This is a genomic window from Pseudomonas sp. E45-MNA-CIBAN-0222 (genome assembly GCF_040310405.1).
Lineage (GTDB): Bacteria > Pseudomonadota > Gammaproteobacteria > Pseudomonadales > Pseudomonadaceae > Stutzerimonas > Stutzerimonas stutzeri_AC.
On the sequence record NZ_JBEOPU010000007.1, the window covers coordinates 169231 to 193565 of the forward strand.

19 protein-coding genes and 1 riboswitch are annotated in these 24335 nt (G+C 56.2%); of the genes, 8 read left to right on the top strand and 11 right to left on the bottom strand.

Features of this window, described 5'->3' with window-relative positions:
• Window positions 1–31 precede the first annotated feature (31 nt).
• From AAEZ08_RS12705 to AAEZ08_RS12715, 3 genes are all read right to left on the bottom strand, one after another.
• On the bottom strand, window positions 32–619 hold the full coding sequence (locus AAEZ08_RS12705; RefSeq protein ID WP_003285855.1) for a TMEM165/GDT1 family protein: 588 nt from the start codon (window positions 617–619) through the stop codon (window positions 32–34).
• 90 nt (window positions 620–709) lie between these two features.
• A riboswitch (yybP-ykoY riboswitch) is annotated at window positions 710–826 on the bottom strand.
• 54 nt (window positions 827–880) lie between these two features.
• Complete coding sequence (locus AAEZ08_RS12710) at window positions 881–1879, bottom strand: methyltransferase (protein WP_500124400.1); 999 nt, start codon at window positions 1877–1879, stop codon at window positions 881–883.
• Between the two features lie 87 nt (window positions 1880–1966).
• Window positions 1967–2926, bottom strand: a complete 960-nt coding sequence (locus tag AAEZ08_RS12715) for a 2-hydroxyacid dehydrogenase (RefSeq protein WP_500124401.1) — start codon at window positions 2924–2926, stop codon at window positions 1967–1969.
• Window positions 2927–2994: 68 nt separating this feature from the next.
• Between AAEZ08_RS12715 and AAEZ08_RS12720 the strand changes: the two genes are divergently transcribed.
• Both AAEZ08_RS12720 and AAEZ08_RS12725 read left to right on the top strand, forming a co-directional pair.
• Window positions 2995–3624, top strand: coding sequence for a LysE family translocator (locus AAEZ08_RS12720; protein ID WP_427702798.1), 630 nt, complete (start codon window positions 2995–2997; stop codon window positions 3622–3624).
• Window positions 3625–3730: 106 nt separating this feature from the next.
• Window positions 3731–5416 carry a fatty acid--CoA ligase gene (locus AAEZ08_RS12725; protein WP_427702797.1) on the top strand — a complete coding sequence of 562 codons (1686 nt, stop codon included), beginning with the start codon at window positions 3731–3733 and terminating at the stop codon, window positions 5414–5416.
• 189 nt (window positions 5417–5605) lie between these two features.
• Here the strand turns inward: AAEZ08_RS12725 and AAEZ08_RS12730 are convergent, their stop codons facing one another.
• Window positions 5606–5785 (bottom strand): response regulator, encoded by a 180-nt coding sequence (locus AAEZ08_RS12730; protein ID WP_102820625.1) that lies wholly within the window; start codon window positions 5783–5785, stop codon window positions 5606–5608.
• A gap of 496 nt (window positions 5786–6281) precedes the next feature.
• Between AAEZ08_RS12730 and AAEZ08_RS12735 the strand changes: the two genes are divergently transcribed.
• Both AAEZ08_RS12735 and trfA read left to right on the top strand, forming a co-directional pair.
• Window positions 6282–7004 carry a hypothetical protein gene (locus AAEZ08_RS12735; protein ID WP_500124403.1) on the top strand — a complete coding sequence of 241 codons (723 nt, stop codon included), beginning with the start codon at window positions 6282–6284 and terminating at the stop codon, window positions 7002–7004.
• Between the two features lie 333 nt (window positions 7005–7337).
• The gene (gene trfA, locus AAEZ08_RS12740; RefSeq protein WP_500124404.1) at window positions 7338–8261 is read left to right on the top strand and encodes a plasmid replication initiator TrfA; all 924 of its coding nucleotides are present in this window, start codon (window positions 7338–7340) and stop codon (window positions 8259–8261) included.
• 205 nt (window positions 8262–8466) lie between these two features.
• Here the strand turns inward: trfA and AAEZ08_RS12745 are convergent, their stop codons facing one another.
• From AAEZ08_RS12745 to AAEZ08_RS12770, 6 genes are all read right to left on the bottom strand, one after another.
• Window positions 8467–9012 (bottom strand): hypothetical protein, encoded by a 546-nt coding sequence (locus tag AAEZ08_RS12745; RefSeq protein ID WP_500124405.1) that lies wholly within the window; start codon window positions 9010–9012, stop codon window positions 8467–8469.
• 310 nt (window positions 9013–9322) lie between these two features.
• On the bottom strand, window positions 9323–10330 hold the full coding sequence (locus AAEZ08_RS12750; protein WP_500124407.1) for a hypothetical protein: 1008 nt from the start codon (window positions 10328–10330) through the stop codon (window positions 9323–9325).
• Window positions 10331–12343 (bottom strand): ORC-CDC6 family AAA ATPase, encoded by a 2013-nt coding sequence (locus tag AAEZ08_RS12755; RefSeq protein WP_500124408.1) that lies wholly within the window; start codon window positions 12341–12343, stop codon window positions 10331–10333.
• Window positions 12340–13347 carry a phosphoribosyltransferase-like protein gene (locus AAEZ08_RS12760; protein ID WP_500124409.1) on the bottom strand — a complete coding sequence of 336 codons (1008 nt, stop codon included), beginning with the start codon at window positions 13345–13347 and terminating at the stop codon, window positions 12340–12342. The genes AAEZ08_RS12755 and AAEZ08_RS12760 overlap by 4 nt, the downstream gene beginning before the upstream one ends.
• On the bottom strand, window positions 13331–14557 hold the full coding sequence (locus AAEZ08_RS12765; protein ID WP_500124410.1) for a DNA cytosine methyltransferase: 1227 nt from the start codon (window positions 14555–14557) through the stop codon (window positions 13331–13333). The genes AAEZ08_RS12760 and AAEZ08_RS12765 overlap by 17 nt, the downstream gene beginning before the upstream one ends.
• Before the next feature lie 94 nt (window positions 14558–14651).
• Entirely contained in the window at window positions 14652–15803 is a 1152-nt protein-coding gene (locus tag AAEZ08_RS12770) for a tyrosine-type recombinase/integrase (protein ID WP_500124412.1), read from the bottom strand.
• A 12-nt stretch (window positions 15804–15815) separates the two neighbouring features.
• On the opposite strand from AAEZ08_RS12770, the gene AAEZ08_RS12775 reads away from it, so the two are divergent.
• The 4 genes from AAEZ08_RS12775 to AAEZ08_RS12790 all read left to right on the top strand — a co-directional run bounded on the left by AAEZ08_RS12775 (window position 15816) and on the right by AAEZ08_RS12790 (window position 23355).
• Window positions 15816–16460, top strand: a complete 645-nt coding sequence (locus tag AAEZ08_RS12775) for an MBL fold metallo-hydrolase (protein ID WP_500124413.1) — start codon at window positions 15816–15818, stop codon at window positions 16458–16460.
• 137 nt (window positions 16461–16597) lie between these two features.
• Entirely contained in the window at window positions 16598–17251 is a 654-nt protein-coding gene (locus AAEZ08_RS12780; RefSeq protein WP_003285864.1) for a YiaD family glycine zipper/OmpA-like lipoprotein, read from the top strand.
• Window positions 17252–17400: 149 nt separating this feature from the next.
• Entirely contained in the window at window positions 17401–21120 is a 3720-nt protein-coding gene (locus AAEZ08_RS12785; RefSeq protein ID WP_500124414.1) for a CHASE domain-containing hybrid sensor histidine kinase/response regulator family protein, read from the top strand.
• Window positions 21121–21231: 111 nt separating this feature from the next.
• Window positions 21232–23355, top strand: a complete 2124-nt coding sequence (locus AAEZ08_RS12790; protein ID WP_003285866.1) for a putative bifunctional diguanylate cyclase/phosphodiesterase — start codon at window positions 21232–21234, stop codon at window positions 23353–23355.
• A gap of 3 nt (window positions 23356–23358) precedes the next feature.
• Here AAEZ08_RS12790 and yihG read toward each other — a convergent pair whose 3' ends face one another.
• A complete protein-coding gene (gene yihG, locus AAEZ08_RS12795) occupies window positions 23359–24276 on the bottom strand; it encodes a 1-acylglycerol-3-phosphate O-acyltransferase, YihG family (protein ID WP_500124415.1) in 918 nt (305 codons plus the stop codon).
• Window positions 24277–24335 lie beyond the last annotated feature (59 nt).

Consider the following 24335-nt stretch of genomic DNA (forward strand, 5'->3'; position numbering starts at 1 on the left):
GCTCCCCAGATGCGCAGATTTGCGCTGCGTATCAGCCTGAGACAATAGTGCTCATGGTCAGCGCCTGATAGCCGGCGTACACCGCCAGTGCCGCGAAGCCGGCCGCCGCGACACGGCGAATCAGCGTCAGCGGCAGGCGATCGGCAGCGAAATGGCTGGCCAGAACGACCGGGACGTTGGCGAGCAGCATGCCGACGGTGGTGCCGAGGATGACCAGAACGAAATCCGGGTACTGCGCGGCGAGCATCACCGTGGCGACTTGGGTTTTGTCGCCCATCTCAGCGATGAAGAAGGCCACGGTGGTGGCAACGAAGGGGCCATAGCCGCGGCCCAGTTTGGCGTCGTCGTCATCCAGCTTGTCGGGCACCAGCGTCCACAGTGCGACGGCGACAAAGCTTGCGGCCAGCACCCAGCTCAACACTACTGGCGAGACCAGGCCAGATACCCAGCTGCCAAGCGCGCCGGCTGCTGCGTGGTTGGCCAGGGTTGCGACGACGATACCCCAGATGATCGGCCACGGCCGCCGATAGCGTGCCGCCAGCAGCAGTGCGAGCAGCTGAGTCTTGTCGCCGATTTCGGCGAGGGCAACGATCAGGGTAGGGACGAAAAACGATTCCAAGCGGCATTCCTTTAGGGCGGGTCGACAGATTCACCATGACATGCGCAGCCTGCCCGCCCGGGTCAGGTGTACATGTCATGGGTCTTGTCAAACCTGGCCTGGCGTATCGTTACGCGCCGGCCGGTCGCATGCGCCATGGTCTGCGGACCAAGTATGTTGACGCATGCCAGACGAGCAGGGCGCTCGTCGGAGACTACTCCCCCAAGGACGGCGGCGAGTTTGCCGCAACCGCCCGTTCGGTGCAACCGCCGGTCGCGGGGGTCAGAGTCGCACGGTGCGATAGATGCGAAAGCCATCGCGCTCGGCAACGGTATGACAGGTGCCAAGGTGCTGCTCGATCAAAGGTGGATAGCGTAGAAATGCATTGGCCACCAGGCGCAGTTGTCCACCGCTGAGCAAGTGTTCGGAGGCACGCTCGAGAAGGGTCTCGCTGGCTTTGTAGCTGGTGTGTACACCCTGATGGAACGGCGGGTTGCTGACGATCGCTGCCAATTGCCGTGGCGCGGCGTCGATGCCATCGCCCGCAATAACGTCACCCTCGAGTCCGTTGGCGGTGAGCGTTCTGCGACTGCTCTCGACGGCAAAGGCATCCACATCCAGCAGCACCAAGTCGCTTTGCGGATAGCGACGCTTGAGCGTCGCGCCGAGGATGCCGGCACCACAGCCGAAGTCGAGCACGCGGCCGCAGGGCAGGTCGTCGAGATGCTCGAGCAGTAGGGCGCTGCCGATATCCAGGCGACCGTGACTGAAGACGCCGGGCAGGCTGATGACCTGCAACGGGCCGTCCGCCAGCTCTAGGGTGAAATGGCGCGCCAGTGCGTCGAGCTCCGGTACGCTCGGCGCCTGCTCGATGTCGACCTGCCAGAGCTGGCAGTGGCGGGCGCTGTCGAGTTTGCGGGCGCGGCCCAGGCTGGTTAGCTGCTTGGCGGCACGCTCGACGCCGGCTCGTTTTTCGCCGACCAGGTACAGCGGACGACCTTCAAGGTGCGCCGCCAGTGCATGCAGCAGATAGTCGGTCAGTTCGCGGGATTTTGGCAGGAATAGCACGGCGGCTTCGAAGTCGCCCTGTGGTGGAGAGACGCCGAAGCTGCAACGTCCGCTGAAGCGCTTGTTCAGCAGTTGCTGTTCGCCTGCGTGCCAGCTCCAGCCGACAGCGCTTTCGAGCTGACCCAGCAGGTCGTCCGCGGGCAGGCCTGCCAGCAATAGCCGCCCTTGAAACAACCCGGCCTGACGCAGCAGCACTTCGCTTCGAGGGTCCATCGGCGTCTCCCTGAAAAAGTCCGGGAGCTTAGGGGCTATGGGCTATTGCTCGCAAGCTGGGCAAGGCTATTGCCTGCAGGCCTGAACTCAGTTCACCTGACGAATCGGCGCGCCAGCGAAGAAAGCCGTCGCGTTCTCTGCCAACTGGTCGACGATCCGCTGACGTGCCTCCCGACTGCCCCATGCGCTGTGCGGGGTGATGATCAGGCGCGGCAGGTCCGGGGCCAACAGCGGGTTGTCGTCGCTTGGCGGCTCGCTGGTCAGCACATCGGTGGCGGCTCCGCCCAGATGACCGTGGCGCAGCGCGTCGGCCAGCGCCTGTTCGTCGACCAGACCACCGCGGGCGGCGTTGATCAGGAACGCGCTCGGCTTCATCAATTGCAGTTCGCGCGCACCGATCAGATTGCGCGTCTGCTCGGTCAGTGGGCAGTGCAGCGTCAGGGCGTCCACCTGCGGCAGCAGTTCTTCCAGGTTTAGACGCTCCGGGCGCTTTGGTCGCCCCGGCAGGTTGCCGACCAGCACGCGCATGCCGAATGCCTCGGCCAATCGAGACACCGCGCTGCCGAGTTCGCCATGGCCTAGCAGGCCGAGGGTCTTGCCTTCCAGCTCGACGATGGGGAAGTCCAGCAGGCAGAACTGACCGCTTTCCTGCCAGCGGCCGCGGGCGACCGCCGCCTGGTAGTCGGGCAGGCGCGTGGCCAATGCCAGCAACAACATCAGCGTGTGCTGAGCAACGGTCGGGGTGCCATAGGCCTGGCAGTTGCAGACAACGATGTCGCGTTCGCCGGCAGCTTGCAGGTCAATATTGTTGACCCCTGTGGCCGAGACCAGGATCAGCTTGAGATCGGGGCAGGCCGCGAGGGTGTCTGCATTCAGCGCCACCTTGTTGACGATGGCCACCTGCGCGCCACGCAGACGCTCGACAATCTGATCCGCCGTGCTTTGCTCATGCAACACGAGCTCGCCGAACGCGTCCTGCAGCGGGGTCAGATCGAGGTCACCTTGGTCGAGCGGAGAAAGATCGAGGAAAACGGCGCGACTGGACATCAACTGTACCTTTCGAAGAAGCCGGGGCTGGTCGACAATGAAACCCGGCATTATGTGGAGAGCGGATTGTGTACTGGATGGAATTTATGACCGTGGCGCTGGTGCATCTACTCGCAGTGGCGAGTCCCGGGCCGGATTTCGCGGTGGTGGTGCGCGAAAGCGTAACCCAGGGGCGGCGCACTGGAAGTTGGACAGCATTGGGCGTTGGCTGCGGGATATTCGTGCACGTCGCCTACTCTTTGCTCGGCATTGGCCTGATCGTCTCGCAGTCGATTGTGCTGTTCAACCTCTTCAAGTGGCTGGCGGCTGGCTATCTGCTCTATCTCGGTTGGCGTGCCCTGCATGCACGGCCGATGAGCCTGGATGTGGAGGATGGCGCGAGTGCGCGGGCAAATCGCTCGGCGTGGCAGGCGTTCGCTGTTGGCTTCGTCACCAACGGTCTGAATCCCAAAGCCACGCTGTTCTTCCTCTCGTTATTCACAGTAGTGATCAGTCCTGATACGCCGCTGTTGGTGCAGGCCGGTTACGGCGTCTACCTCGCCGGCGCCACTGCGCTGTGGTTTCTGCTGGTGGCCTGGCTGTTCAGTCGAGGCCGCGTGCGTGCTGGCTTTGCGCGAATGGGCCACTGGTTTGATCGGCTCACTGGCGCGGTACTGATCGGTCTTGGTGTACGTCTGGCCGTCAGCGAGATCGGTTAACACGCTGAAACGAGGTGCGCGGAAAATAATCCTTTGGACTGATTTTGCATGGGGGCGGACGCTCTAGAGTGCTGCTTACAACTCCAACAAGAACAGGATGCCCCTCATGCTGCAGACCCGTGTCATCAAGCCCGCGGCGAACGCCTATCAATATCCCTTGTTGATCAAGCGCCTGCTTTTGTCCGGCGTGCGCTACGAGCGCACCCGCGAGATCGTCTACCGTGACCAGCTGCGTTACGACTACCGCACCCTGAATCAACGTGTCGCGCGGTTGGCCAACGTGCTGACCGCAGCTGGCGTCAAGGCGGGCGATACTGTGGCGGTGATGGACTGGGACAGCCACCGCTATCTGGAATGCATGTTCGCCATTCCTATGATTGGCGCCGTGGTGCATACCATCAACGTGCGGCTCTCCCCGGATCAGATCCTTTACACCATGAATCACGCCGATGACCGCTTCGTGCTGGTCAACAGCGAGTTCGTGCCGCTGTACCAGGCGATTGCCGGGCAGCTGACCACCGTGCAGAAGACGCTGCTGCTCACCGATGGCGACGTGCACGACGCCGGCCTGCCGGATTGCGTCGGCGAGTACGAAAGCCTGCTGGCTGCCGCCGAGCCGAACTACGACTTTCCCGATTTCGATGAGGATTCGGTTGCCACGACCTTCTACACCACTGGCACTACCGGCAATCCCAAGGGTGTGTACTTCACCCATCGCCAGCTGGTGCTGCACACCCTGGCCGCGGCGGTGACCGTCGGCTGCCGGGAAAATCCTCGGCTGATGGGCTCGGACGACGTCTATATGCCGATCACGCCGATGTTCCATGTGCATGCCTGGGGGTTGCCTTACGTCGCTACCATGCTCGGCCTCAAGCAGGTCTATCCCGGGCGTTACGATCCCGAGTACCTGATCGACCTGTGGCGCCGTGAGCAGGTGACTTTCTCCCATTGCGTGCCGACCATCGTGCAGATGCTGCTCAACGCCAAGGCGGCGCAGGGTACTGACTTCAAGGGCTGGAAGATCACCATTGGCGGCAGTGCACTCACCCGCGGCCTGTATGACCAGGCCAAGGCGTCCGGTATGAACCTGATCGCCGCGTACGGCATGTCCGAGACCTGCCCGCTGATATCCGGGGCGCACATCAACGACGAGCTGCTTGAGGCTGACGAAGACAGCCGCAGTACCTTCCACCTCAAGGCCGGTGTTCCGGTGGTGCTGGTCGATGCGGCGATTCAGGCCGCCGACGGCAGCTTTCTGCCCGCAGACGGTACCTCACAGGGCGAACTGGTATTGCGCGCGCCGTGGCTGACGCAGGGCTATTACAACGAGCCGGAGAAGAGCGAAGAGTTGTGGGCCGATGGTTGGCTGCACACCGGTGACGTCGCGGTGATCGACGAGATGGCCAATATCGAGATTCGCGACCGCATCAAGGACGTGATCAAGACCGGAGGTGAATGGCTGTCATCCCTCACCCTGGAAGGACTGATCAGTCGTCACGAGGCGGTGCGTGACGTCGCCGTGGTCGGTGTGCCGGACGAACGCTGGGGCGAGCGACCCTTTGCCCTGGTGGTGCTGTGTGAAGGCCGTGAACTGAGCGCTGCCGACTTGCAGGCCTTCCTCGAACCGGCGGTGACTGAGGGGCACATCAACAAGTGGGCGATCCCGCAGCAGATCGCGGTGGTCAGCGAGATTCCCAAGACCAGCGTTGGCAAGCTGGACAAGAAGCGCATCCGCAGCGAGATCGCGCGTTGGCAAGACGAAGGCGCTTCGCAGCAAACCTCGCCCAATTGAGCGAGGGGCCTGCTGGTTCAGACGTCCAGCAGGTCCTGCGCGCGGCTCTATAGGACGTCCAGGGTAAACGGTTTGCCGAGTAGTTCCAGGTCCGGCTGGGCTGCGCTGCGTGCATGCAGCGCCTCTTCGGCGTAGCCGGTGATGACGGCGCTTCGACTCTGATTGGGTTTGCCGCGCGAGCTCGGTGAATCAATGGCCGTTCATTCCGCCCGGCAAGCCGATGTCCTTGATCGGCAAGTCTAGCGCGCTGACCTGTGCGAGCAACTCGAGGGCGGGGCTTCTGCTGTCCGCCTGCAGCGTTTGATGCTCCATATCTTCGAGTACTACTGCGAACAGCGGTTGGCCGATCACGTCTGCGCTGCCGGTCATGGTTGCGCGCAGGCGCTGTCGCTACTGGCGACTACGGTGTAATCAACGTCGGCTGCCACGATCAGATATCGACACGGCACGTGACCGTTGCTGGATGGCGGCGCAGCAGTCAATCTCTGCTACCGCGCTTCGACGCGCCGGAAAAAACTGCTGATTACAGAGGATGAAATGGCCGCTACCCCACCGATGCTGATCCGCGAAACCTTTCCTGTCGGGCCTTTGCAGTGCAACTGCCATCTCTTCTAAGCTCATAACTCTCTGATTTATAGTGTTTTCCTTGGTTATGTCCTTTTAAATCAGATGGTTGCGTATCTGCTATATGCGGCATTATTTAGCAGTGATATGCATGATTTTGCACTGCCGATGTGCCAAATTTGTGCCATGCGATCACTTCGAGAAAGGGTTTGGGAGAGCCTGTAGACAGCACGTTGCCAGCCCGCTCCGCTACTTTAACCGTGTCGCCTTCGGCTAATTCCCTTCTATTGGTTCTAACAGCATGCTCAAGATAGTACTGACCAGCATCACATTCCTTTGCGGCATCTACTTCATCGGTGAAAAAGTCCGACGCAACGCAAAAATCGACGCGTTTTTGGGTGCTCTTGAAGGCAGCTATACACGGATAAATGAACACCTGGAGAGCTCGACTGTGCTCTCTGGCCTGAGGCTTCTGCGCAAGATTTATGGCTGGACTAGCATCGCACTGTTCGGTTTTGTCTTCGTGATCATGAAGGTGTTACCTGGTAGTGCGGGGGCCTTCCTAGTTGTTTTTCAGCTGTTCTTGCTGACATTCCTTGGCTGGTTCTCGATCAAGTGGGCGATCGATCACAAAGCCACTCTGAGTGATCACTGGAAAACGCATTCGTTGCTGATTTTTGGCCCTCTGCTGATGGGGGTTTCTGACACATTCCTGCACACGCCGTTTACCCAAGCTCTGGCCCTGTCGCTTGAGCCCCTATCAGGTGAGCTACATGCTGTGGTGCTCGACCTTCACCCTATGGCCATCGGCGCACTTTATTCAGCCATTTGCCTAGTTTTCTTTTTGCTCTACTACCTCATGACCTGGATCATCACCACCCCTTTGCTGATTGCGTCGGTGCTTGCAATTGCCTTACCCATTCACTTCGCTCGCTTTCTGGCAGTAATTGATCGGGAGAATACTTTTCTCTGGTTGGCCGTATTCGTAGCAGGGGTTTGTACGATCTGGCTGACGCAACTCTAGATTTTGGCTGCTGATGAGACGTGGAGCCTAGCCGGTAAAAAACTTTCGAAGAACCTACCGGGAGTCTGATTTCACATTGAGCAAACCTGACGGCATCAGCTAACCAATGCAGCCGTGAGCACAACAATGTCATGGCTGTGGCGAGAGTCAGTCCATGCAAGCTTTGCTCACAGTCGAACAGCTTTCGGAATACCTGCAGAAATCAGTTACTAGCGTCCGGAGTGATGCAACACGTAATCCGCAGTCCCTTCCACCTGTAGCGGCCCCTCTGCTTCCGAAGCGTGGGCGTCCGACCAAGGCTGAGCAGGTCACCAGGTCTCGACGTTCTGCGTCATGAGTCAGGACGTACCTCCAACCTCAACGAGCTTGCTGTCACGTCTTGAGCGGCTGCAGTCTGCGGCCATCGAAAAGCGTGCGCCGACTGTCGAAGTTCACCAGCCGCTTTTTCTTCCTGGGGTAGGTGCGATTAGTCGGGCGATGCCTAACCACATTGCGCGTTCTAGCCTGTTTTCACCTGTTGCCAGGGGACGCAAGAAACTGCACAGAGAAGCCGTGCTGGTGAGTCGTTCTGATGCGGTCATCACATACTGGGGCGAGCAACTGGACGAGTCTCAGGCTGACGTATGGATGCAGGTCATGCACGAAGCTCTGAAGTATCCATTGGGTGATTCCGTTCCCATAAACCGCGCCAGATTTCTTCGTGACATCGGTCGACACACTGGCAAGTCCGACTACGAATGGCTACATCGAGCAATAAAAGCTTTATCGTTTGCCATGTTGGTCGCTGAAGCTGCCAAGGATGGTAAGACAAAGTTGTCAGTCGGTCGCACACGGGTGCTGCATATGATCGATGGATTTGACTACGACGATGAGTTGGAACAGTACAGCGTGCGTATCGATCCTAGGTGGCGTGGCCTTTATGGCAACAATGAGTACGCGCTGGTCGATTGGGAGAAACGTCTGCAGATTCGGCCGGGCCAGGATATGGCTAAGTCTCTGCAGCGTTTGGTTGCCACTACGAGTGACACGGTTCAGCGGTATCAGTTGAGTTGGCTCAAGGAGAAGTTGCAGTACTCCAGTCCGATGCGAAAGTTCAAGGAGGCGCTGATCGCTGCCATGCGCGAACTCGAACGGGTAGGGATCATAACTGGCGGGCGCATCGAGCTCAGCACCAGGGGGAAGGAGCAGGTGACTTGGCATAAAATTTCGAGTTCTTTGACGGGGCATCGGGATAGCGTTCCGTCCATATCGGGATAGCGTTCCGCTTGGTCGGGATTGCATTCCGCTTCATCGGGATAGCATTCCACCCAGAGCACTGGAGGTCACGGCTGGCGGGCCTTTCAAGTTGCTGTGGAGCTCTCTACCTTTTTTCTACCGTTTAACTACCCGGGGCGGCCTGTGGATAGTCGAGGCATGAGGGTTGGACGCCAGGGGAGGGGCTGCTCGTCTGGCGTCCAACCTGTTAGTCGAAGAAGTGCGCCTTTGGATTGTCCCTTCTGCGCTCAGCTTCCAATTGCTCCAGCTCTTCAGTGACCAGTTGCTTCAGGCCCAGCCTGTCGAGTTCGGCCATCACCTGGTTTTCTTTTAGGCACGATTGTATGTCTTGCCAAACTGTGCCGGTCAGATTTAGGCCAATACCGTCGATGCGTGCAAATGGTTCGGTTTCTTTACGCAGTCGGTACAGAGCGATTGCACGGACGAAGTCGGCAAACGAAATCTCATCTTTTGCCGCAGTGATTATTGATAGCTGTACAGCTCGTTCGCTTATCACAAAAGGCATCTTGGAAGAGGACTTTGGGTGGCTACGAATACAGGCTATAAGATCCGCAGTCTCTCCCCAGATCGCACGCCATTTTCCAGAGTCCTGAGTATGGTTATGTGTTAACTGATCAAACCAACCGGCAAACTGATGTGGATTTGTGCAGCCTGTTCGGCACATTAGCTCGTACATTAGAGCAACTGAGCGAATCTGATCTTGATGAAGCTCTTTTGCGTTGCGTGCTGGCATGGGGGCGGTAATTAAAGGTTGATTAAATTACCTTGTAGTTTATTCGGTGTGCGGCTGTAGGAAATAGATTTATCTGCTTGCTGTGGCTGGCAGAGGCAAGTTTAATTAATTCTGGTTGCATAGTAGGTGCAGAGAAGTGGCAGGATAAAATCGTCTAGTGCCTAGTTGATATCGTATGTGTGGTAAGTTTTTTAGGGCAGGATGTGTGAGGTAGGCCTACCGGCAACCTCACCACCTGCTTTATTCGCCTGTGGCTCAAAAGGGTTTTTGTGATGTGAAGAATTAGCTACGGTCAGTGTTGGGTTGAGTTTTATACGTAATCAATATGATCTCTTTTCAGGCAGTAAGTGATTATATCTGGCTTTCCAGCAGAGTTACGTAAGATGCCATGAGAGTAATCTGGGTGATAGAGCCTTGGTTGCGCATAAATTATCTCTGCTCTGTCACCCAAAGTCGGAAAGGCAAGTGCCATCGCTAGTACATGGGGCTTTGGGCCTAGCGGAATTAAGTCAATATTACGGGTGGTCTCATTTCCAACGCTTTTAATCCAGTCCAATGCTGCAAACATATCCATAGCATGAATTCTTTTAATTTCAGTGTGGTACTCAAGATTCGGTGCGAGGTTGTGCAGTAAGGCCCAGCTTCTCCTGAAGCTAGGTGAGCCTGGGGGGAATGGAAATAAAAATTTCGGTGATTTTCCTCGGTGCTGTTCAAGTACCTCTGCAAGATTGAATGCCATGTATCCGACGCTGATAATTGCAGTAGAGTCGCCGCTTGCAGGTTCTATGCGAGAGAAACCAGGAAGAGCTGATGGAGGCTCTGCGTCTTCCGTTAGTTGACCTTCTTTATACCCCTCTGGGCGGGTATAGCAAACAATGAGATCTTTAACATTTTGGTTGACCAGTAACCGTTTTATTGCGAATAAGAAAAATCTTTTTGGGAGCGAGCTAATGTCGAGAAGGATGGAGGAGTTTTCTTCGGATGAAAGGTCCGATATAATTTGATTCCATGTGCTTGCTTCTGAAAGTAGATGTGCTTGTATCACATCAACTTTATTATTTAGAAGTTTTTTTATTTTCTCTTCATGGAGCTTAGTAAGCTTTTCTGTTTCACTGGTGAAACGATTTTCAGGGTCAGAAATTTTCAAGCAGCAGTGTGTTTGTGAGCTATCTATGGCGGATAGCCATTCTGCTACGGCGGTACACCTTGGTTCAAAAGATGCACAAAGCAATCCCTTCCATTGGCGGGGGCCTATTTTGGGCAGTATCCAATCAATGTCCCCCCAGGGGCGAATACTGCTAGTGCCTATTAGACTCATTTAGAAAAGCTCGTTCTGAACAGGTGGGTCAGAGTCTTCCGTTTTACTGTCTTTATGGTTTGTGTTTTTTCCATCAAGTACGTCAGAAAGATGCTGGATATTTGCATATATAGGTTCTTTTGTTCTGACGTGAGGGATGCGGAAATACGGACATAATAGTGGGTTGAGATACCACTTCATTCGGGGTACTCCGTCCGGGCTCTTTGTTGTGTGCTCGGACTCAATCAAATCCCCTTGATCTCGGCAGCTTCGTAACAAGTTTGTTACGGGAGTGGATTGTTCAAAATCACTTTTATATAAAGAAAATCCAGTGTGTCCTGGGTTGGATAGGGCGCGATCATTTCGGATTGCATTGGATAGCCACGCGCCGATAGAGGTAATAAAGGCGAGGCGCTTATCGCCGTCAGTCCCTTCTCTCAATTTCTCAGCCCATATCCTACTGGCTTCGTAAATGCCAATTACTTGTTTGTCCATATCTATCGAGGGTAGGCTGGTTTTCTGGAGCTCTTCATCTGATGTACTTCTTAGCCATGCAGCCCAAATCGATCTGCATATGGTCATAAACGCAAGAATGTTCCATCCAGATAAGTCAATAATATGTCTTTCCCCGCTCCAAATTAGCATTTCTCGTGCATCGCCAGCTATCTGGACTAAGGCGGCTTCATTTCTCTCTTTTTTCCAATAAACCCTCTCTTTCCAGGTCGGTGTGCTTTCAGGAACCGAAGAAAGATAAGTTTTATCCTTTTGTTGTTTGCGTTGTCGAAGCCAAACTTCGCTTAGCTTTGCATCTAAAGGATCGGTTTTCCAGGTCTCCTCAAGCAGTAGCCTCCATTCATTTGACCAGTTCTGAGGTATATTTAAGAGTGGTTTTTTTTCTTTTGCGTATATTCGTGCTCGCTCCGCAGGGGTCAAAGTTTTGCCGAATACCGTGCTTAATAATTTATCTTTGCTGATGTTTTCTATGCTGAAGCCGTATGCGGTCAAACGTCGATGAAAAACGTCTGTTGCGAAGTCTCTGAATGATATCCCAAGCGACGCATTTTCATGTCGTCTAAGTATTTCATCTATATCTACGATGGAATAGTCTCGCATATTCTCAAGGTGGGCGCCGCTGCCCCAAACAGATACGTCTGAGTTCCAGGCGTAGTGGCGTGTCCCAACACGATAAGCTACGCGACCGTCCCTGAGTGCAAGCGCTCTGTTAATTACTTGACGAAAGACATTTGAGTTGCCAGATAGTTTCTCTAATTCGTATAGCTCTTCGTGTTGGTCGATTCGCAAGTATACGAGAGTGTTATCTGGTATCACGCCTGAGAGTCTTAGTGCTTCTGCTAAAGCTGCAGCTGGCTCACCAATATCCGTTTTTGTGGACTCTACTTCAGGGGGGAGTTTTTCTGTGTTGAAGTTAAAGTATTTTCTATATTCTGTTATTCGATTGTTTATCTTGTTTTCGATTTCTTCGAAATTATGACAATCTTGAAGGTAACCATACCAGGCGAGAGAGGATGCTATTTTATCGCTGAGAGATTGTTTTGATTTTGTTGTCCAGGTAATAGGGAGTTCGCCTCTTAGAACGCCATCTATTGCCTGCTCTTCTGCTAGATACTTAACGTTGGCTATGAGGTCTTGGACTAGAATGTAATTTATATAATCGGCAAATGTGGTTGCGGCCCAACTCTGCCGCTTTTCAATTGGGTGCTCAGATAAGCGGGAAGCTACTACTCGTGCATTGTCTCTTATCAGGTGCACCCCTGCGGCTATGAATGCTTTATAGTTGTTCGGTGCAGGGTATTTGTGGCCGGACCTGGAGTAAGCAACCCTGGTCCTAGTATTGAGTAAGCTTAAAAGCATGCTCTTCCCGCTACCTTGCCTGCCTTTGATGACAACATTTCCAGTTCCAAATAGCTCTTCGGAGTCAGACGCTATGATCGGGCTGAACATTTTTACGAAGTCATTTGGTGCCAGTATTTCTGTTACCCAAAGGTCGTGAAAGGGGTTGTCAAATCTGTTCATTGGACTACCTTTAGCTCTCGTTCTGACCTTGGAAATAGAGGCTTCCAAGTTGCGCTGGTCTGATGATAAATGGGGGGAGTGTTGTTTGGGCAGTTGCTGTAGAGAACCACAAGGCTACCAACTTTATTCCATCCGAACTCCTCCCCATCTAGGGGGTGCTCAATTGTCTCGTACCCTGATTTTAAAGTGGCCCTTAGTTTAGAAAAGAGCTTTGGTTCGCCAGGGGTGGAGGCTGGGCCGACTAGGCATGAGTCACTTAAAATTGAGACGGGTTTGTAAGTGATGTTATTGTTTTTTAGTTCTGCTATTTTATCTTTGACTGCTTTGTCGCCGGGCGCGCAAATAATTAATGGTATTACTATTATTGGCCCATTAAAGTTCTCCGAGGCGAACTTCAGCGCGCGACATAGTTGCCCCCCTGAGCCAACAAAGTCCTCAAGCAAGACTAGGTACTTAATTTCTTTTTTGTTCCGGTAGGCTTCAATTCTATCCGGGCATCCAAGTTCTCTTAGGCTGAGCCAATCTGGACGAAGGCTCTGCCCTTCGAGGCCTGTTATATGTAAAAAACCATTTATTCTTAGGCTGTCGGTTACTGGGCACGGCCAAGTGGCTTTTAGTTCGGCATTCAGGAGTTCTGATGCATTTTTGCTAAATATATCAATGTTGGCTAAGTCGATGAGCCAGGGTTTAATTATGTGCTCGCTTGCGCAACGATATAGCTCTTCGAATTCTTGATGTCCGGCAAAAAATAAATACTCGATAGATCTAAACGCATTCCATTGATCTTCTTCTGACTCAAAGCAATTTAGCCATGTGTTTAAGCGAGCCATGAAGTCTCTGCTAACACGATTAGATACTTTCTTTGTGGGTTCGAATTGGTGGAATAGGTGGGCTGCAAGTGTCTCATAAAGTCCCCGTAGCTTGCTCGCACGGGCAGCGCGCCCCTCATGTTCCGGGTGATGCTTTCTTTGCAGTTTCTCAATAATATCAAGGGCGGTAGTCATTATTTTTCCCTTGAATTGCGTCTTTTAGCATTCTTCCTATTGTAAGTCCCATCGTAGGGGGGACTGCATTACCTACTAGGCGGAATTGCTCATCAATTGGGCCGTGAAAAATATAGGAATCTGGGAATCTTTGAATGCGAGCGGCTTCTCTCACGCTAAAGCCGCGGTGCTCGCTCGGATGCAAGAAGCATCTGGGATCCCCAAAGCGAGAGTCAACGGTGTGTGATGCTCCGTTCAATAAAGGTCGCCGGTACTTACCATTAAAGGTGTTGGTCAGGTCCACGAAGCCATCGATTTTTCTGAGATATCCTTTTCTGATGAGGGACTTGATATCTGTTGCAACCTTCCTTTGTAGGTCTAGGTATATGGCGCGGGGTATTACTGGGTCTGCGTCGCCGAAAGTTCTTCTTCTGTTTCTACGGCGCAATTTCATTATGCTCTGTAAAACTTCTTTTTCTTCTAGTGTGGTATCGCCAAATACTTCAGGGATGTTCCATGTATGTACCGAGGCGGTGCCGCCTCTAACATTGCAGAGCTTCTGTCCAGGTTCAATTTGACTAGAGATTTTATACTCTGGTGTGTCTGGTTGAAATGTTTTTGGCTCATGATTGGCAAGGTTGGAAATGTTGGCTAAAACATCTATCAATGTAAGGTGTTTTTGTTTTTCAAGCGCTGTTGTTATTTTGAAAGTTTTCTTCCAGGCTAGCAGGAACGCTCTTTTTCTAGATTGCGGGGATCCCGTGTCTCTTGCATCTAATATTAGTGTGGTGGTCTCGTAGCCCGCAGCGTTTAATTTTGAGTGAGCGCGATCCCAGTGGGTTTTATGCTCACCTTGTAATATGCCTAGGACGTTCTCGAAAACCATCGCTTTGGGGTTTACGTCGATTCCTATTTTGACGGCGGATTCAAGTAGGTGATTCCTCGGGTCGTCAATATTTCTTTTTCCTACCGTAGAGAAGCCTTGGCATGGTGAGCCTGCAACTACTACATCGCAATCAAACTCATTGGGTAGTTTTCCGTTTGATAGATCCCAGATGTGAGCGTGATCACCAATGTTGTTCCTGTAGTTTTCAACCGCAAGCGGCCAGATATCAAAGGCTGCTACGGGGCTGAAACCCGCTTGCATGAACCCCAAGTCAAGTCCGCCACAACCTGAGAATAGGCTCAAAAAACTTAGGCTGCTTTCCGGTTCTTGGGCTTCTGGAGTCATTTTGAATTCGTAGGTTTGTTGAAGTGTCAAAGTGTGTAATAGGCACAGTAGGGCGAGAGTATACTGATCTAAGCGGCCTGGGCCCAGGTGTGTGCTAGATCAGCTTCCTTGCGAGGTCTTCCGCTCTCGGGTGGTAGTAACGCATCAGCATGCGAGTGTCCTGGTGGCCGGTAATTTTGGTTAGCTCATGCAGCGGGAATATTTCTGCCAGGCGTGAGGTTGCCTCATGGCGCAAGTCATGGAAGCGCAAATCAACCAGAAACGGGTCGTCTTGGATGAGTTGGTCGATCTTCTCTTTGGCGAGTCGCTTCTGTTCGAGGAAAAGGTTCAAGCCCTCGACATAGGCCTTGCGCGCCTCGGTGATAGCGCTCGCGAATGCTTTGCTGATTGTGTCTGGGCGACTCTTAAAGCAGCGGCCATCGTCACGCTCGGCGAGACTTTCCAGTATCTCCACAGCTTTGCTGGAAAGGGGGACGCCCCGAGCAGAGCCGTTCTTGGTCATGGGCAGCAGTGCGACCCGCTTGTCCCTGTTTACGTTGGCGCGTAGCAGGCCGGTTATCTCACTGCGGCGCATCGCCGTTTCTACGGCGAAGGCGACGATCTTTGGCAGCTCGGCCGAGCGCGAGTGGCGGCTGATCATTTCCAGTTCGTCCAGGTGCTCACATACCAGCTTCCCGTCTTTGCGTGTCCATACATCGGCACTGAGGATTCGCCGTTCTCTGGCGTCATCAACGCTCGGCTGCCGGATCAGTTCGACAGGGTTGCTTAGCGACTCCATGCGCCACTCTTTGCGGGCGATGGTGAAGACGTGAGAGATCAGGGCCAGCTCGCGGCGCACGGTGGAGGGGGCCATGCCTTCCTCTAGGCGCATGTCGCGATAGGCCGCCATGTCGGAGCCACGAATGCTGGCAAGCGAGCGAAGCGTGAGAGGGTGGCGTTGCATGGCCTGGATGCGCGATAGCTCGGAGGCGCTGCTGCGCTTCTTGCTGGTCACCTCCTTGGCGTACAACTCCAGTGCGCTGGAGAACGAGGTGGCCTCGGCTTCGTTGCGGCTGACGAACACGCCAGCATCCATTTCGCGTTCGATCATGGTCGCCCAGGTTTTTGCCTCTGTCTGGGTATTGAATGTGCGGGTCTGTTGGGGCCACCCTTTACGCCTGATTTGGGCGTGCCACTGGTAAGGGCCTTTCTTCCTGAATGTCGCCATCTTCAAACCGCACTGTGCCAAAATTGTGCCATCAATCATACAGGAGCACCCATGGAAGCCGCAAAACCCCAGATAATACGGGAATCCTTCCCCGTCGGGCCTTTGCAGTGCAACTGCACGATCATTGGCGACCCGGTAAGTAAAAAGGCCATCGTGGTCGATCCCGGTGGCGACCCGGAGCTGATCATGGCCCGGCTGAATACCCATGGCCTGAAAGTGGTGAGCATCATCCATACCCACGCGCATCTGGATCATTTCCTGGCTTCGGGGCAGATGAAGGAAAAGACCGGCGCCACGCTTCACTTGCACAAGGCTGATCAGTTTCTCTGGGACAACCTGGAAATGCAGTGCCGCATGTTCGGTGTGCCGTATACGCCGGTGCCAGGGCCTGATAAGTGGCTGGCCGATGACGAGGAGCTGGCCTGCGGTTGCGGTGTGGCGTTGCACACTCCGGGGCATACGCCAGGCTCGATGAGTTTCTGGTTCGCTGACGCCAAGCTGTTGATCGCCGGCGATACGCTGTTCCGTCGCGGTATCGGGCGTACCGACCTTTGGGGTGGGGACTACTCAAGCATCGAGCGCTCCATCAAGCAGCGACTCTACTCGCTCGACGAAGAGGCCACCGTGGTGACTGGCCATGGTCCGGACACTCGTCTGGGAGACGAGATGCGCGAGAATCCTTTCGTTCGCGCCTGAATGTCCGGCCGTTGGACGGGTTCTGCTGCACGGTTCCTATCCTTGGTGGTGGTCGATGGTAATCTAGCGCCGCATTCAGGGCTGCGCTCGCAAGGGCTGGGGACTGCCTTGGTAACTGACAAGAGAAGGAAGTAACTATGAAAATGCTGAACATGACCGCTCTGGCTGCAGGCGTTGCTCTGCTGGTTGGTTGCACCACCAATCCCTATACCGGCGAGCAGCAGGCTGGAAAAGCCGGTGTATATGGCGGTATCGGTGCCGTCAGTGGTGCGGTCATCGGCGCTGCGACTTCGAGCAAGAAAGATCGCACCAAGGGCGCACTGATTGGCGCAGCGGTAGGCGGCGCAGCGGGCGGTGGCTACGGTTACTACGTCGATACCCAGGAAGCCAAGCTGCGTCAGACGCTGCAGGGCACCGGTGTTCAGGTACAGCGCAATGGTGACAATCTGACGCTGATCATGCCTGGCAACATTACCTTTGCCAGCAACTCGGCAGATATCTCCAGCAGCTTCTATCCGACGCTGAACTCACTGGTGCAGGTGTTCAAGGAGTTCAACAAGAATGGCGTAGATATCGTCGGCCATACCGACAGCACCGGTTCGCTGCAGCTGAACCAGGATCTGTCCAACCGTCGTGCGCAGAGCGTTGCCTCTTACCTGGCGTCCAACGGCGTCGCCGCTTCGCGGATTTCCTCCTACGGTGCGGGCCCAAGCCAGCCGATCGCCAGCAACGATACGACTGCTGGCCGTGCGCAGAACCGCCGCGTCGAGATCAATCTTCGTCCGCTGTAATGCTCTAATAGATTGCGGGGCTGCAACGGCCTCGCAATTGTCTGTTTTCAGACGCCATTAATTCGTTTCTTGCTCGTGCCATTGAACCTCTCTGCACTATTCGAATCTGACATTCGATAGCACACCAGTAGTGGCACAGAGGAGGTCGAATGGATGATCGTCCCGCTCTCCATTCCCGCAGGTCCTGGTTGCCATTACTGGTCGCGCTGGCCCTGATGGCGGGGCTGGGTGGATGGATTGGCTGGCAATGGTATGTTCAGGAGCAGCGCAGCAGGATCGAGCAGGAGCAGCGCTTTACCTTTGCCGTCGATGATATAGAGCACACCCTTCGCGAAAGAATGCGCGCCTACGAAATGGTCTTGCGTGGGCTTGCCGGCGTAGTTGCGGGCAACGACGACGTGAAAGTGGACGAGTGGGCGCGTGCTGCGGATCAGCTGCAGCTGCAGGATTTCTACCCCGGAATTCAGGGCGTTGCATTGGCGCGACACGCCACGCCAGCGACTCTGGAAACCATGATCAATCACATCCGCAGCATGGGCCGCGACCGTTTCCGGATGTATCCGCCTGGGGAGCGGGACGAATATGTGGTGACCGATTACATCCATCCCACCGATTGGCGCAATCGCCGGGTGCTCGGTTTCGACTTGTTCAGCGAAGCGACACGCCGTGAGGCCATTACCACCGCACGTAACACTGGCAACCCGGTGCTCACTGGCCCGTTGCGACTCAAGCAAGAAACCGAACAGAACGTGCAGATGGGCGTTCTGTTGTTCTTTCCTCTTTATGCCTCGACGGCGCCGGTAACCACCGAAGAAGAGCGTAAGCGCGCCTTCGTAGGCAGCCTGCATGGAGCCTTTCGCCTGACCGATCTGATGGAAGGCATCTTAGGGTCCCGTAGTCGGATGCTGCAGCTGCAGCTGTTCGATGCCGCCAGTCCGGAGGCGCCGCTTCTTACCGGGCGTGCCCCGGTGAGTACCGATGCCGCGTTTCAGCGCATCCGCAATATCTACATGTATGGACGTAGCTGGCAGTTGCAGGTGGCAAGTACTCCCGAGTACGAAGCGGTGCTGCGCGACAACAATCGGGCCTTCAGCCTGGCCGCCGCTTTGACGGCCGCGGCACTGTTTTCATTGCTGGTGGGCGGCTACCTCTACCTTCGCGAACGCGCACTACGCAGCAGTCAGGCGTTAAGCCTGCAACTGCAGGAACGCGAGGCACGCTTTCGTCAGTTGATCGAACAACTTCCGGTTGCCACGCTGCTGTGCAACGCAGGTGGGCGCATCGAGCTGGCCAACCAGAGCGCCGGACAGCTGCTGGCAAGCTCAACAGAGCTTCTGGCCGGGGAGCGTGTGAGCCGCTATGTTCCAGGTGTGCTCGGTGAACAGACCCTGCGGCAGCTGCGTGAGACTAGTCAGCTGGAGCTCCAGGCACAGCGCGAGGATGGCAAGCCCATACCGGTGGCCGTCAGCCTGACAAGCTTCAGTCATGATGACGAGTTGTACTACGTGCTCAACCTGCTCGATCTGCAGGCGCGTAAGCGCGATGAGGAACGCTTTCGCAACGTCGTCGAGGCCTCGCCTAATGCGTTCGTGCTGGTGGACGCGCAGGGCGAGATCGTCATGGTCAACCGCCAGACCGAAATTCTTTTCGGCTACAGCCGGCAAGATCTGGTCGGCCAGCCGGTGGAAGTGCTGCTGCCCGAAGCGTTGCGCGAAGCGCACCACGGCCTTCGTCAGGGGTACGCGGAAAATCCTGAGCCCCGCCGCATGGGCAGCAATCGCGAGCTGTTCGGTCGGCACCGCGATGGTAGCGCGCTGCCGGTGGAGATAGGGCTTTCACCGTTGCGCAGCGGCGATGAACAACTGGTGCAGGCTGTGATCATCGATATCAGTCACCGCAAGGCGGCCGAACGGCGCCTGCGCGACCAGGCTGACCAATTGGCCGTAGCCAACCGTTACAAATCGGAATTCCTCGCCAACATGTCGCACGAGTTGCGTACACCGCTCAACAGCATCCTGATCCTTAGCGACCAGTTGCGGCAGAACGGTGCGGGAAACCTCAACGACAAGCAGGTCCGTCACGCCGACATCATCCACCGCGCCGGCCATGAGCTACTGGAGCTGATAAACGATGTGCTGGACCTTGCCAAGATCGAGTCCGGGCGGATGCAGCTCAAACTGGAGCCGCTGAATCTACGCGAGTTGCTGAACGAGCTGGATGTCGCGCTCGGGCCTATGGCCGAGCAAAAAGGATTGGCGCTGAAAATGACGGTCGATCCGGATGTACCGCTCACGCTGAATTCCGATCGCGCGCGGCTTCAGCAGATTTTGCATAACCTGTTGACCAACGCACTGAAGTTCACCGAGCGCGGCGGTGTCGAACTACTGGCCGCTTGCCTGCCAGCCGACGACCAGACAGGCCCGTTGCTGCAACTGCAGGTGCGCGACAGCGGCATCGGTATCGCCCCGGATCAGCAGGAGCGGATATTCCAGGCGTTTCAACAGATCGATGGTTCGATCAGTCGGCACTACGGCGGCACCGGACTTGGTCTGGCGATCACCCGCCAACTGGTCGAGGTGCTCGGTGGCCATCTCACCGTAGTCAGCGAACTGGGGCAGGGTGCGACATTCACCGTTCAGTTGCCCGTGGAGCTTATCGCAGGCACCCCTGCGCAATCGTTGCTACCGCCTCAGCCGCAGCGACGCGGCCGAGGACCCGGTTTGCTGATCATTGAAGATGATGCGGATTTTGCATCGGTGGTCGCAGAGGTCGGTCAAAGCCACGGCTTTACCAGTCTGATCTGCAGCACCGGACAGCAGGGGCTAGAGGCGCTGAATCGCGAGCATTTTGCGGCCGTGATTCTGGACATCCTGCTCCCGGATATCAGCGGTTGGCAGGTCCATCGCGAGCTTCGTGCAGATGAGCGCCATCAGGGTATGCCGGTGATGATCATTTCCTGCGTACCTCAGCCCCATGATTGGCACGACGACGGTTCGCGCTACCTGGTCAAGCCGGTGGCGCAATCCGAGCTGGAACGAATCTTCAGCGAGCTCGCTCGACACGATCACAATCCGCTACGCCTGTTGCTGGTAGAAACGGACCCGCGGCGGCGCATGCTGATCCGCGACTACTTCGAGCGTCTCGGCTACAGCGTCACGCTGGCCGCGACCGCTGAGGCTGCCCGACTGGCCTATGCCGAGCAAGCCTTTACGGTGGTCGTGACCGATCACGAACTCGCTGATGGCAATGGACTGGATCTGTTGGATGCCCTCGAGCGGTTGCGTTCACTTCGCGCGGTCACTGTGCTGGTCAACAGTCGCAAGCCTTTGTCGGAGGATGATATGCAACGCTTGCGCAGATATTCGGCATCGTCCTTATCCAAGGATGAGGATGTGGAGCGTATGGGCGCGCTGATACGGCCGGAGCCAGCCACTCCTGCGTCAAGTGCTGCGGCCTCGTTGCAGGTGACCGCCGCTGGCCGCCGTGTCCTGTTGATGGATCAGGATGTGCGCCTGATCTATTCGTTGACCGCTCAGCTCGATCAGTTAGGCCTGCAGGTGGTTCCGGTTACCAGCGCCGATGAGGCCATCGAGCGTTTCGAAGAGGATGCCTTCGATCTGGTACTGCTGGACATGAGCCAGCCTGGGGCGGATGGTCCAGAGTTGGCGCAGCGGCTTAAGCGGGGGCATGACTGTCAGGCGCCGATCATCGCGCTGGTAGTGACGGACAACGATGAGGAGCGCGAGCGTTGCGCTGCTGCTGGTGCGGACGATGTGCTGGTCAAGCCGGTCGAGCCGGAGCCGTTACAAGAATTGACGCGGCACTGGCTAGGCCTGGACGCCGGCGCGACTGATGCTGATGAGGAGTGAGCGGGTGGTGCACGCTGAACATGGCAGTGGCGAAACAAAGGTCAGCCGATATCGTGCGGTGCGCATGGCGCTCCTGTGGGTGCGTCGATGCGGCTTGCTTGGAGGTTGGCGATGACGCAAACGCAGCTTAAGTCCAAACCCCGCAGCCGCACGTTGCTGGTGGTGGATGATCGCGAGGCCAATCTGGTGGCGATGGAGGCGTTGCTGGGCGACGGTGACTGGCAGGTGCATACCGTCAATTCGGGGGAAGGGGCGCTCAGGGCGTTGTTGGAACTCGACGTTGAGCTCGTCCTGCTCGATGTGCAGATGCCGGGTATGGATGGCTTCGAAGTCGCGCGGCTCATGCGCGGCAGTCCGCATACCCGCTACACACCTATCATTTTCGTTTCCGCAATTGCCCACACCCGCGATTCGGTGTTGCGTGGCTATGCCACCGGAGCGGTCGACTTCATTCTCAAACCCTTCGATCCGCAGGTGCTCAAGCACAAGATCAACACGCTGCTGGCCCATGAGCACAACCGACGCGACCTGCAGCTGCTCACTCAGCAGCTCGACACCGCCCGCGCGTTCAACGCTTCGGTGCTGAGCAATGCCGCGGAAGGCATTTTGGTAGTCGGAGAAGACGGCTACATCAACTTCGCCAATCCGGCCATTGCCGGCATGTTGCATACCCGTGTCGAGGACCTGCAGGGTACGCCGCTGCTGTCGCATCTCGCCGCGCCGGACATGCCGGCCAATTGGCACGAGTCGGACTTCTATCGTTACTGGCGCAGCGGCTCGACCTACCGCTTGCACGAAGCCCAGCTGCACACCGCCAATGGCACGCCGCTGCCGGTGGCGTTGTCCAGCTCGCCGTTGCCGCGCCAGCAGCGCTCCATGGTGGTTATCGCGCTGGATATGTCGGTGGTGCGCAACCTGCATGTTCAGCTCGAGACCCAGGCGGTCACTGACTCGCTGACAGGCCTGTTGAACAGGCGTGGCTTCCACCAGGCGCTGGAGTCGTCGCTGGCGCGTGTCGATCGCAATGGCAAACGCATGGCGATCCTCTATATCGACCTGGATGGTTTCAAGCGCATCAACGACTCCCTTGGTCACGATGCTGGCGACGAGATTCTGTGCAAAGTGGCGCGCCTGCTGGAAACCTGTATGCGGCCGTACGACATCATCGCGCGCATGGGGGGGGATGAGTTCACGGCGCTGCTGGACTCTCTGGATCATCCAGAGGACGCGGCTCGTGTGGCCGAAAAGCTGATCGAGCTGATCTCGGTGAGGCACAAGATCGACGGCACCGAGGTGACCCTTGGTGCGAGCATCGGCATCGCGCACTTCCCGGATTGCGGTGTCAGTGTTGACCAGCTGCTGCGTTCGGCGGACATGGCGATGTATGAAGCCAAGCGTGCCGGGCGCAGGCAGTACCGCTTTTTCTCGAACGACATGAACGAGCGTGCCCACGCCCGATTGATGATGGAAGAGAATCTACGCAACGCCACCGAGCGCAACGACTTCGAGCTGCTCTACCAGCCGCAGGTGATGCTTGCCAGCGGCAAGCTAAGGGGCTTCGAAGGCCTGTTGCGCTGGCCGCAGGGTGACGCCAGCGAGAACGATCCGGCGGTGTTCATTCCGTTGCTGGAGGAAACTCGCCTTATCGAGCGGGTGGGTGACTGGGTGTTACGAGAGGGGATGAACCAGTACTGCCAATGGGAGCCATCTTCCGGCAGCGACCTGATACTCAGCCTGAACGTCAGTCCGGTGCAGTTCAGTCGCGCCGGGCTTTTCGATTCGCTACGACGCCTGCTCGACGAGTATCAGCTCAATCCGGTGCAGCTGGAGCTGGAGGTCACGGAAGGTACGCTCATGCAGGATCTGGAGCGCAGCTGCGAGAAGCTTCGTCAGCTGCGAAAACTCGGCGTACGGGTTGCAATCGACGATTTTGGCACCGGCTATTCGTCGCTCGCCTATTTGCGGCATTTCGAGCTGGATACGCTGAAGATCGACCGCCTGTTCATCGCCAACATGCTGGGCTCGCCGCGCGATGCGGCTGTGGTCAGCACCATCATCGACCTTGGGCGCAATCTTGGCCTGGAGGTGATAGCCGAGGGCGTAGAAACGCTCGCTCAGCGCGACTGGTTGCTGGAAAACGGCTGTGATGTCATGCAGGGTTTTCTGGTGTCCCCGGCCGTAACGGCGGAGGAGGCGCGGGCCTTTTCTGCCCGCACCACGTGGGATGTGCAATAGCGGCTATGACGCTCGATGTTGCACTGGAAACGTCTGGTGCAGTTGCGCCAGCTTCGCATCCTTGTCGGCCCAGAGTCCGTTGACCCATTCCTGAAACGCCAGCCTGTACGCCTCGTCCTGATCATAATTGTGCCCAAGAAACTCGGCTGGAATCGGCTGGGCCTCGATTCGCAGGACCACTTGATGAATATTGCCGGCGAGTAAATCCCAGAAGCTGGGGCGACCATCGGGGTAGTGAATGGTGATGTTGATCAGCGCCGTGAGCTGTTCGCCCATGGCATCGATCACGAAGGCGATACCGCCAGCCCTGGGCTTGAGTAGAAATGGGTAAGGCGACGCCTGCTCGGTGTGCTTATCCTCGGTGAAACGTGTGCCTTCCAAGAAATTGAATACCGACACCGGGTTGGTTCGATAGCGCTCGCAGGCCTTGCGTGTGGTCGCCAGGTCCTCGCCACGTTTTTCCGGGTACTTGGCCAGATATTCCTTGCTGAAACGCTTCATGAACGGGAATTCCAAAGCCCACCAGCACAGACCAATTACCGGAACCCAGATCAGCTCCTGCTTGAGGAAAAACTTGAGAATCGGCATGCGTCGGTTGAGCTGATACTGCAGCACGAGGATGTCCGCCCAGCTCTGGTGGTTGCTGGTGACAAGGTAGGAGTGGTGCATGTCCACCAGCTCGAGGCCCTGCACATCCCAACGAATCGGCTGTACCAGGTTCATCCAGAAGCTGTTCACCGCTATCCAGGACTCCGCGATCCAGTGCATGCCGAAACGCAGGCCACGTTGTATGGCGGGGACGGGGAGCACTAATTTGAGCAGCGAGAGGGCGAAAAGGGGCCAGCACCAGAACAGGGTATTGAGCGCCAGGAACAGTGCGGCGAGGGTGCCGCGCGCGGGCGCAGGGAGGAAGCTCAGCATGGGGTTCTCGTCGATACGGCTGATTCGAGGCGCCAAGAGTAGCGATTACGCGCTGAACT

Bases quoted from the DNA above. Each gene is read 5' to 3' on its own strand.
- AAEZ08_RS12780 (WP_003285864.1), top strand. From the start codon at position 16,598: ATGAAAATGCTGAACATGACCGCTCTGGCTGCAGGCGTTGCTCTGCTG.
- AAEZ08_RS12755 (WP_500124408.1), bottom strand. From the start codon at position 12,343: ATGAACAGATTTGACAACCCCTTTCACGACCTTTGGGTAACAGAAATA.
- AAEZ08_RS12785 (WP_500124414.1), top strand. From the start codon at position 17,401: ATGGATGATCGTCCCGCTCTCCATTCCCGCAGGTCCTGGTTGCCATTA.
- AAEZ08_RS12760 (WP_500124409.1), bottom strand. From the start codon at position 13,347: ATGACTACCGCCCTTGATATTATTGAGAAACTGCAAAGAAAGCATCAC.
- AAEZ08_RS12770 (WP_500124412.1), bottom strand. From the start codon at position 15,803: ATGATTGATGGCACAATTTTGGCACAGTGCGGTTTGAAGATGGCGACA.
- AAEZ08_RS12735 (WP_500124403.1), top strand. From the start codon at position 6,282: ATGCTCAAGATAGTACTGACCAGCATCACATTCCTTTGCGGCATCTAC.
- trfA (WP_500124404.1), top strand. From the start codon at position 7,338: ATGAGTCAGGACGTACCTCCAACCTCAACGAGCTTGCTGTCACGTCTT.
- AAEZ08_RS12775 (WP_500124413.1), top strand. From the start codon at position 15,816: ATGGAAGCCGCAAAACCCCAGATAATACGGGAATCCTTCCCCGTCGGG.
- AAEZ08_RS12765 (WP_500124410.1), bottom strand. From the start codon at position 14,557: ATGACTCCAGAAGCCCAAGAACCGGAAAGCAGCCTAAGTTTTTTGAGC.
- AAEZ08_RS12715 (WP_500124401.1), bottom strand. From the start codon at position 2,926: ATGTCCAGTCGCGCCGTTTTCCTCGATCTTTCTCCGCTCGACCAAGGT.
- yihG (WP_500124415.1), bottom strand. From the start codon at position 24,276: ATGCTGAGCTTCCTCCCTGCGCCCGCGCGCGGCACCCTCGCCGCACTG.
- AAEZ08_RS12710 (WP_500124400.1), bottom strand. From the start codon at position 1,879: ATGGACCCTCGAAGCGAAGTGCTGCTGCGTCAGGCCGGGTTGTTTCAA.
- AAEZ08_RS12725 (WP_427702797.1), top strand. From the start codon at position 3,731: ATGCTGCAGACCCGTGTCATCAAGCCCGCGGCGAACGCCTATCAATAT.
- AAEZ08_RS12790 (WP_003285866.1), top strand. From the start codon at position 21,232: ATGACGCAAACGCAGCTTAAGTCCAAACCCCGCAGCCGCACGTTGCTG.
- AAEZ08_RS12730 (WP_102820625.1), bottom strand. From the start codon at position 5,785: ATGACCGGCAGCGCAGACGTGATCGGCCAACCGCTGTTCGCAGTAGTA.
- AAEZ08_RS12750 (WP_500124407.1), bottom strand. From the start codon at position 10,330: ATGAGTCTAATAGGCACTAGCAGTATTCGCCCCTGGGGGGACATTGAT.
- AAEZ08_RS12745 (WP_500124405.1), bottom strand. From the start codon at position 9,012: ATGCCAGCACGCAACGCAAAAGAGCTTCATCAAGATCAGATTCGCTCA.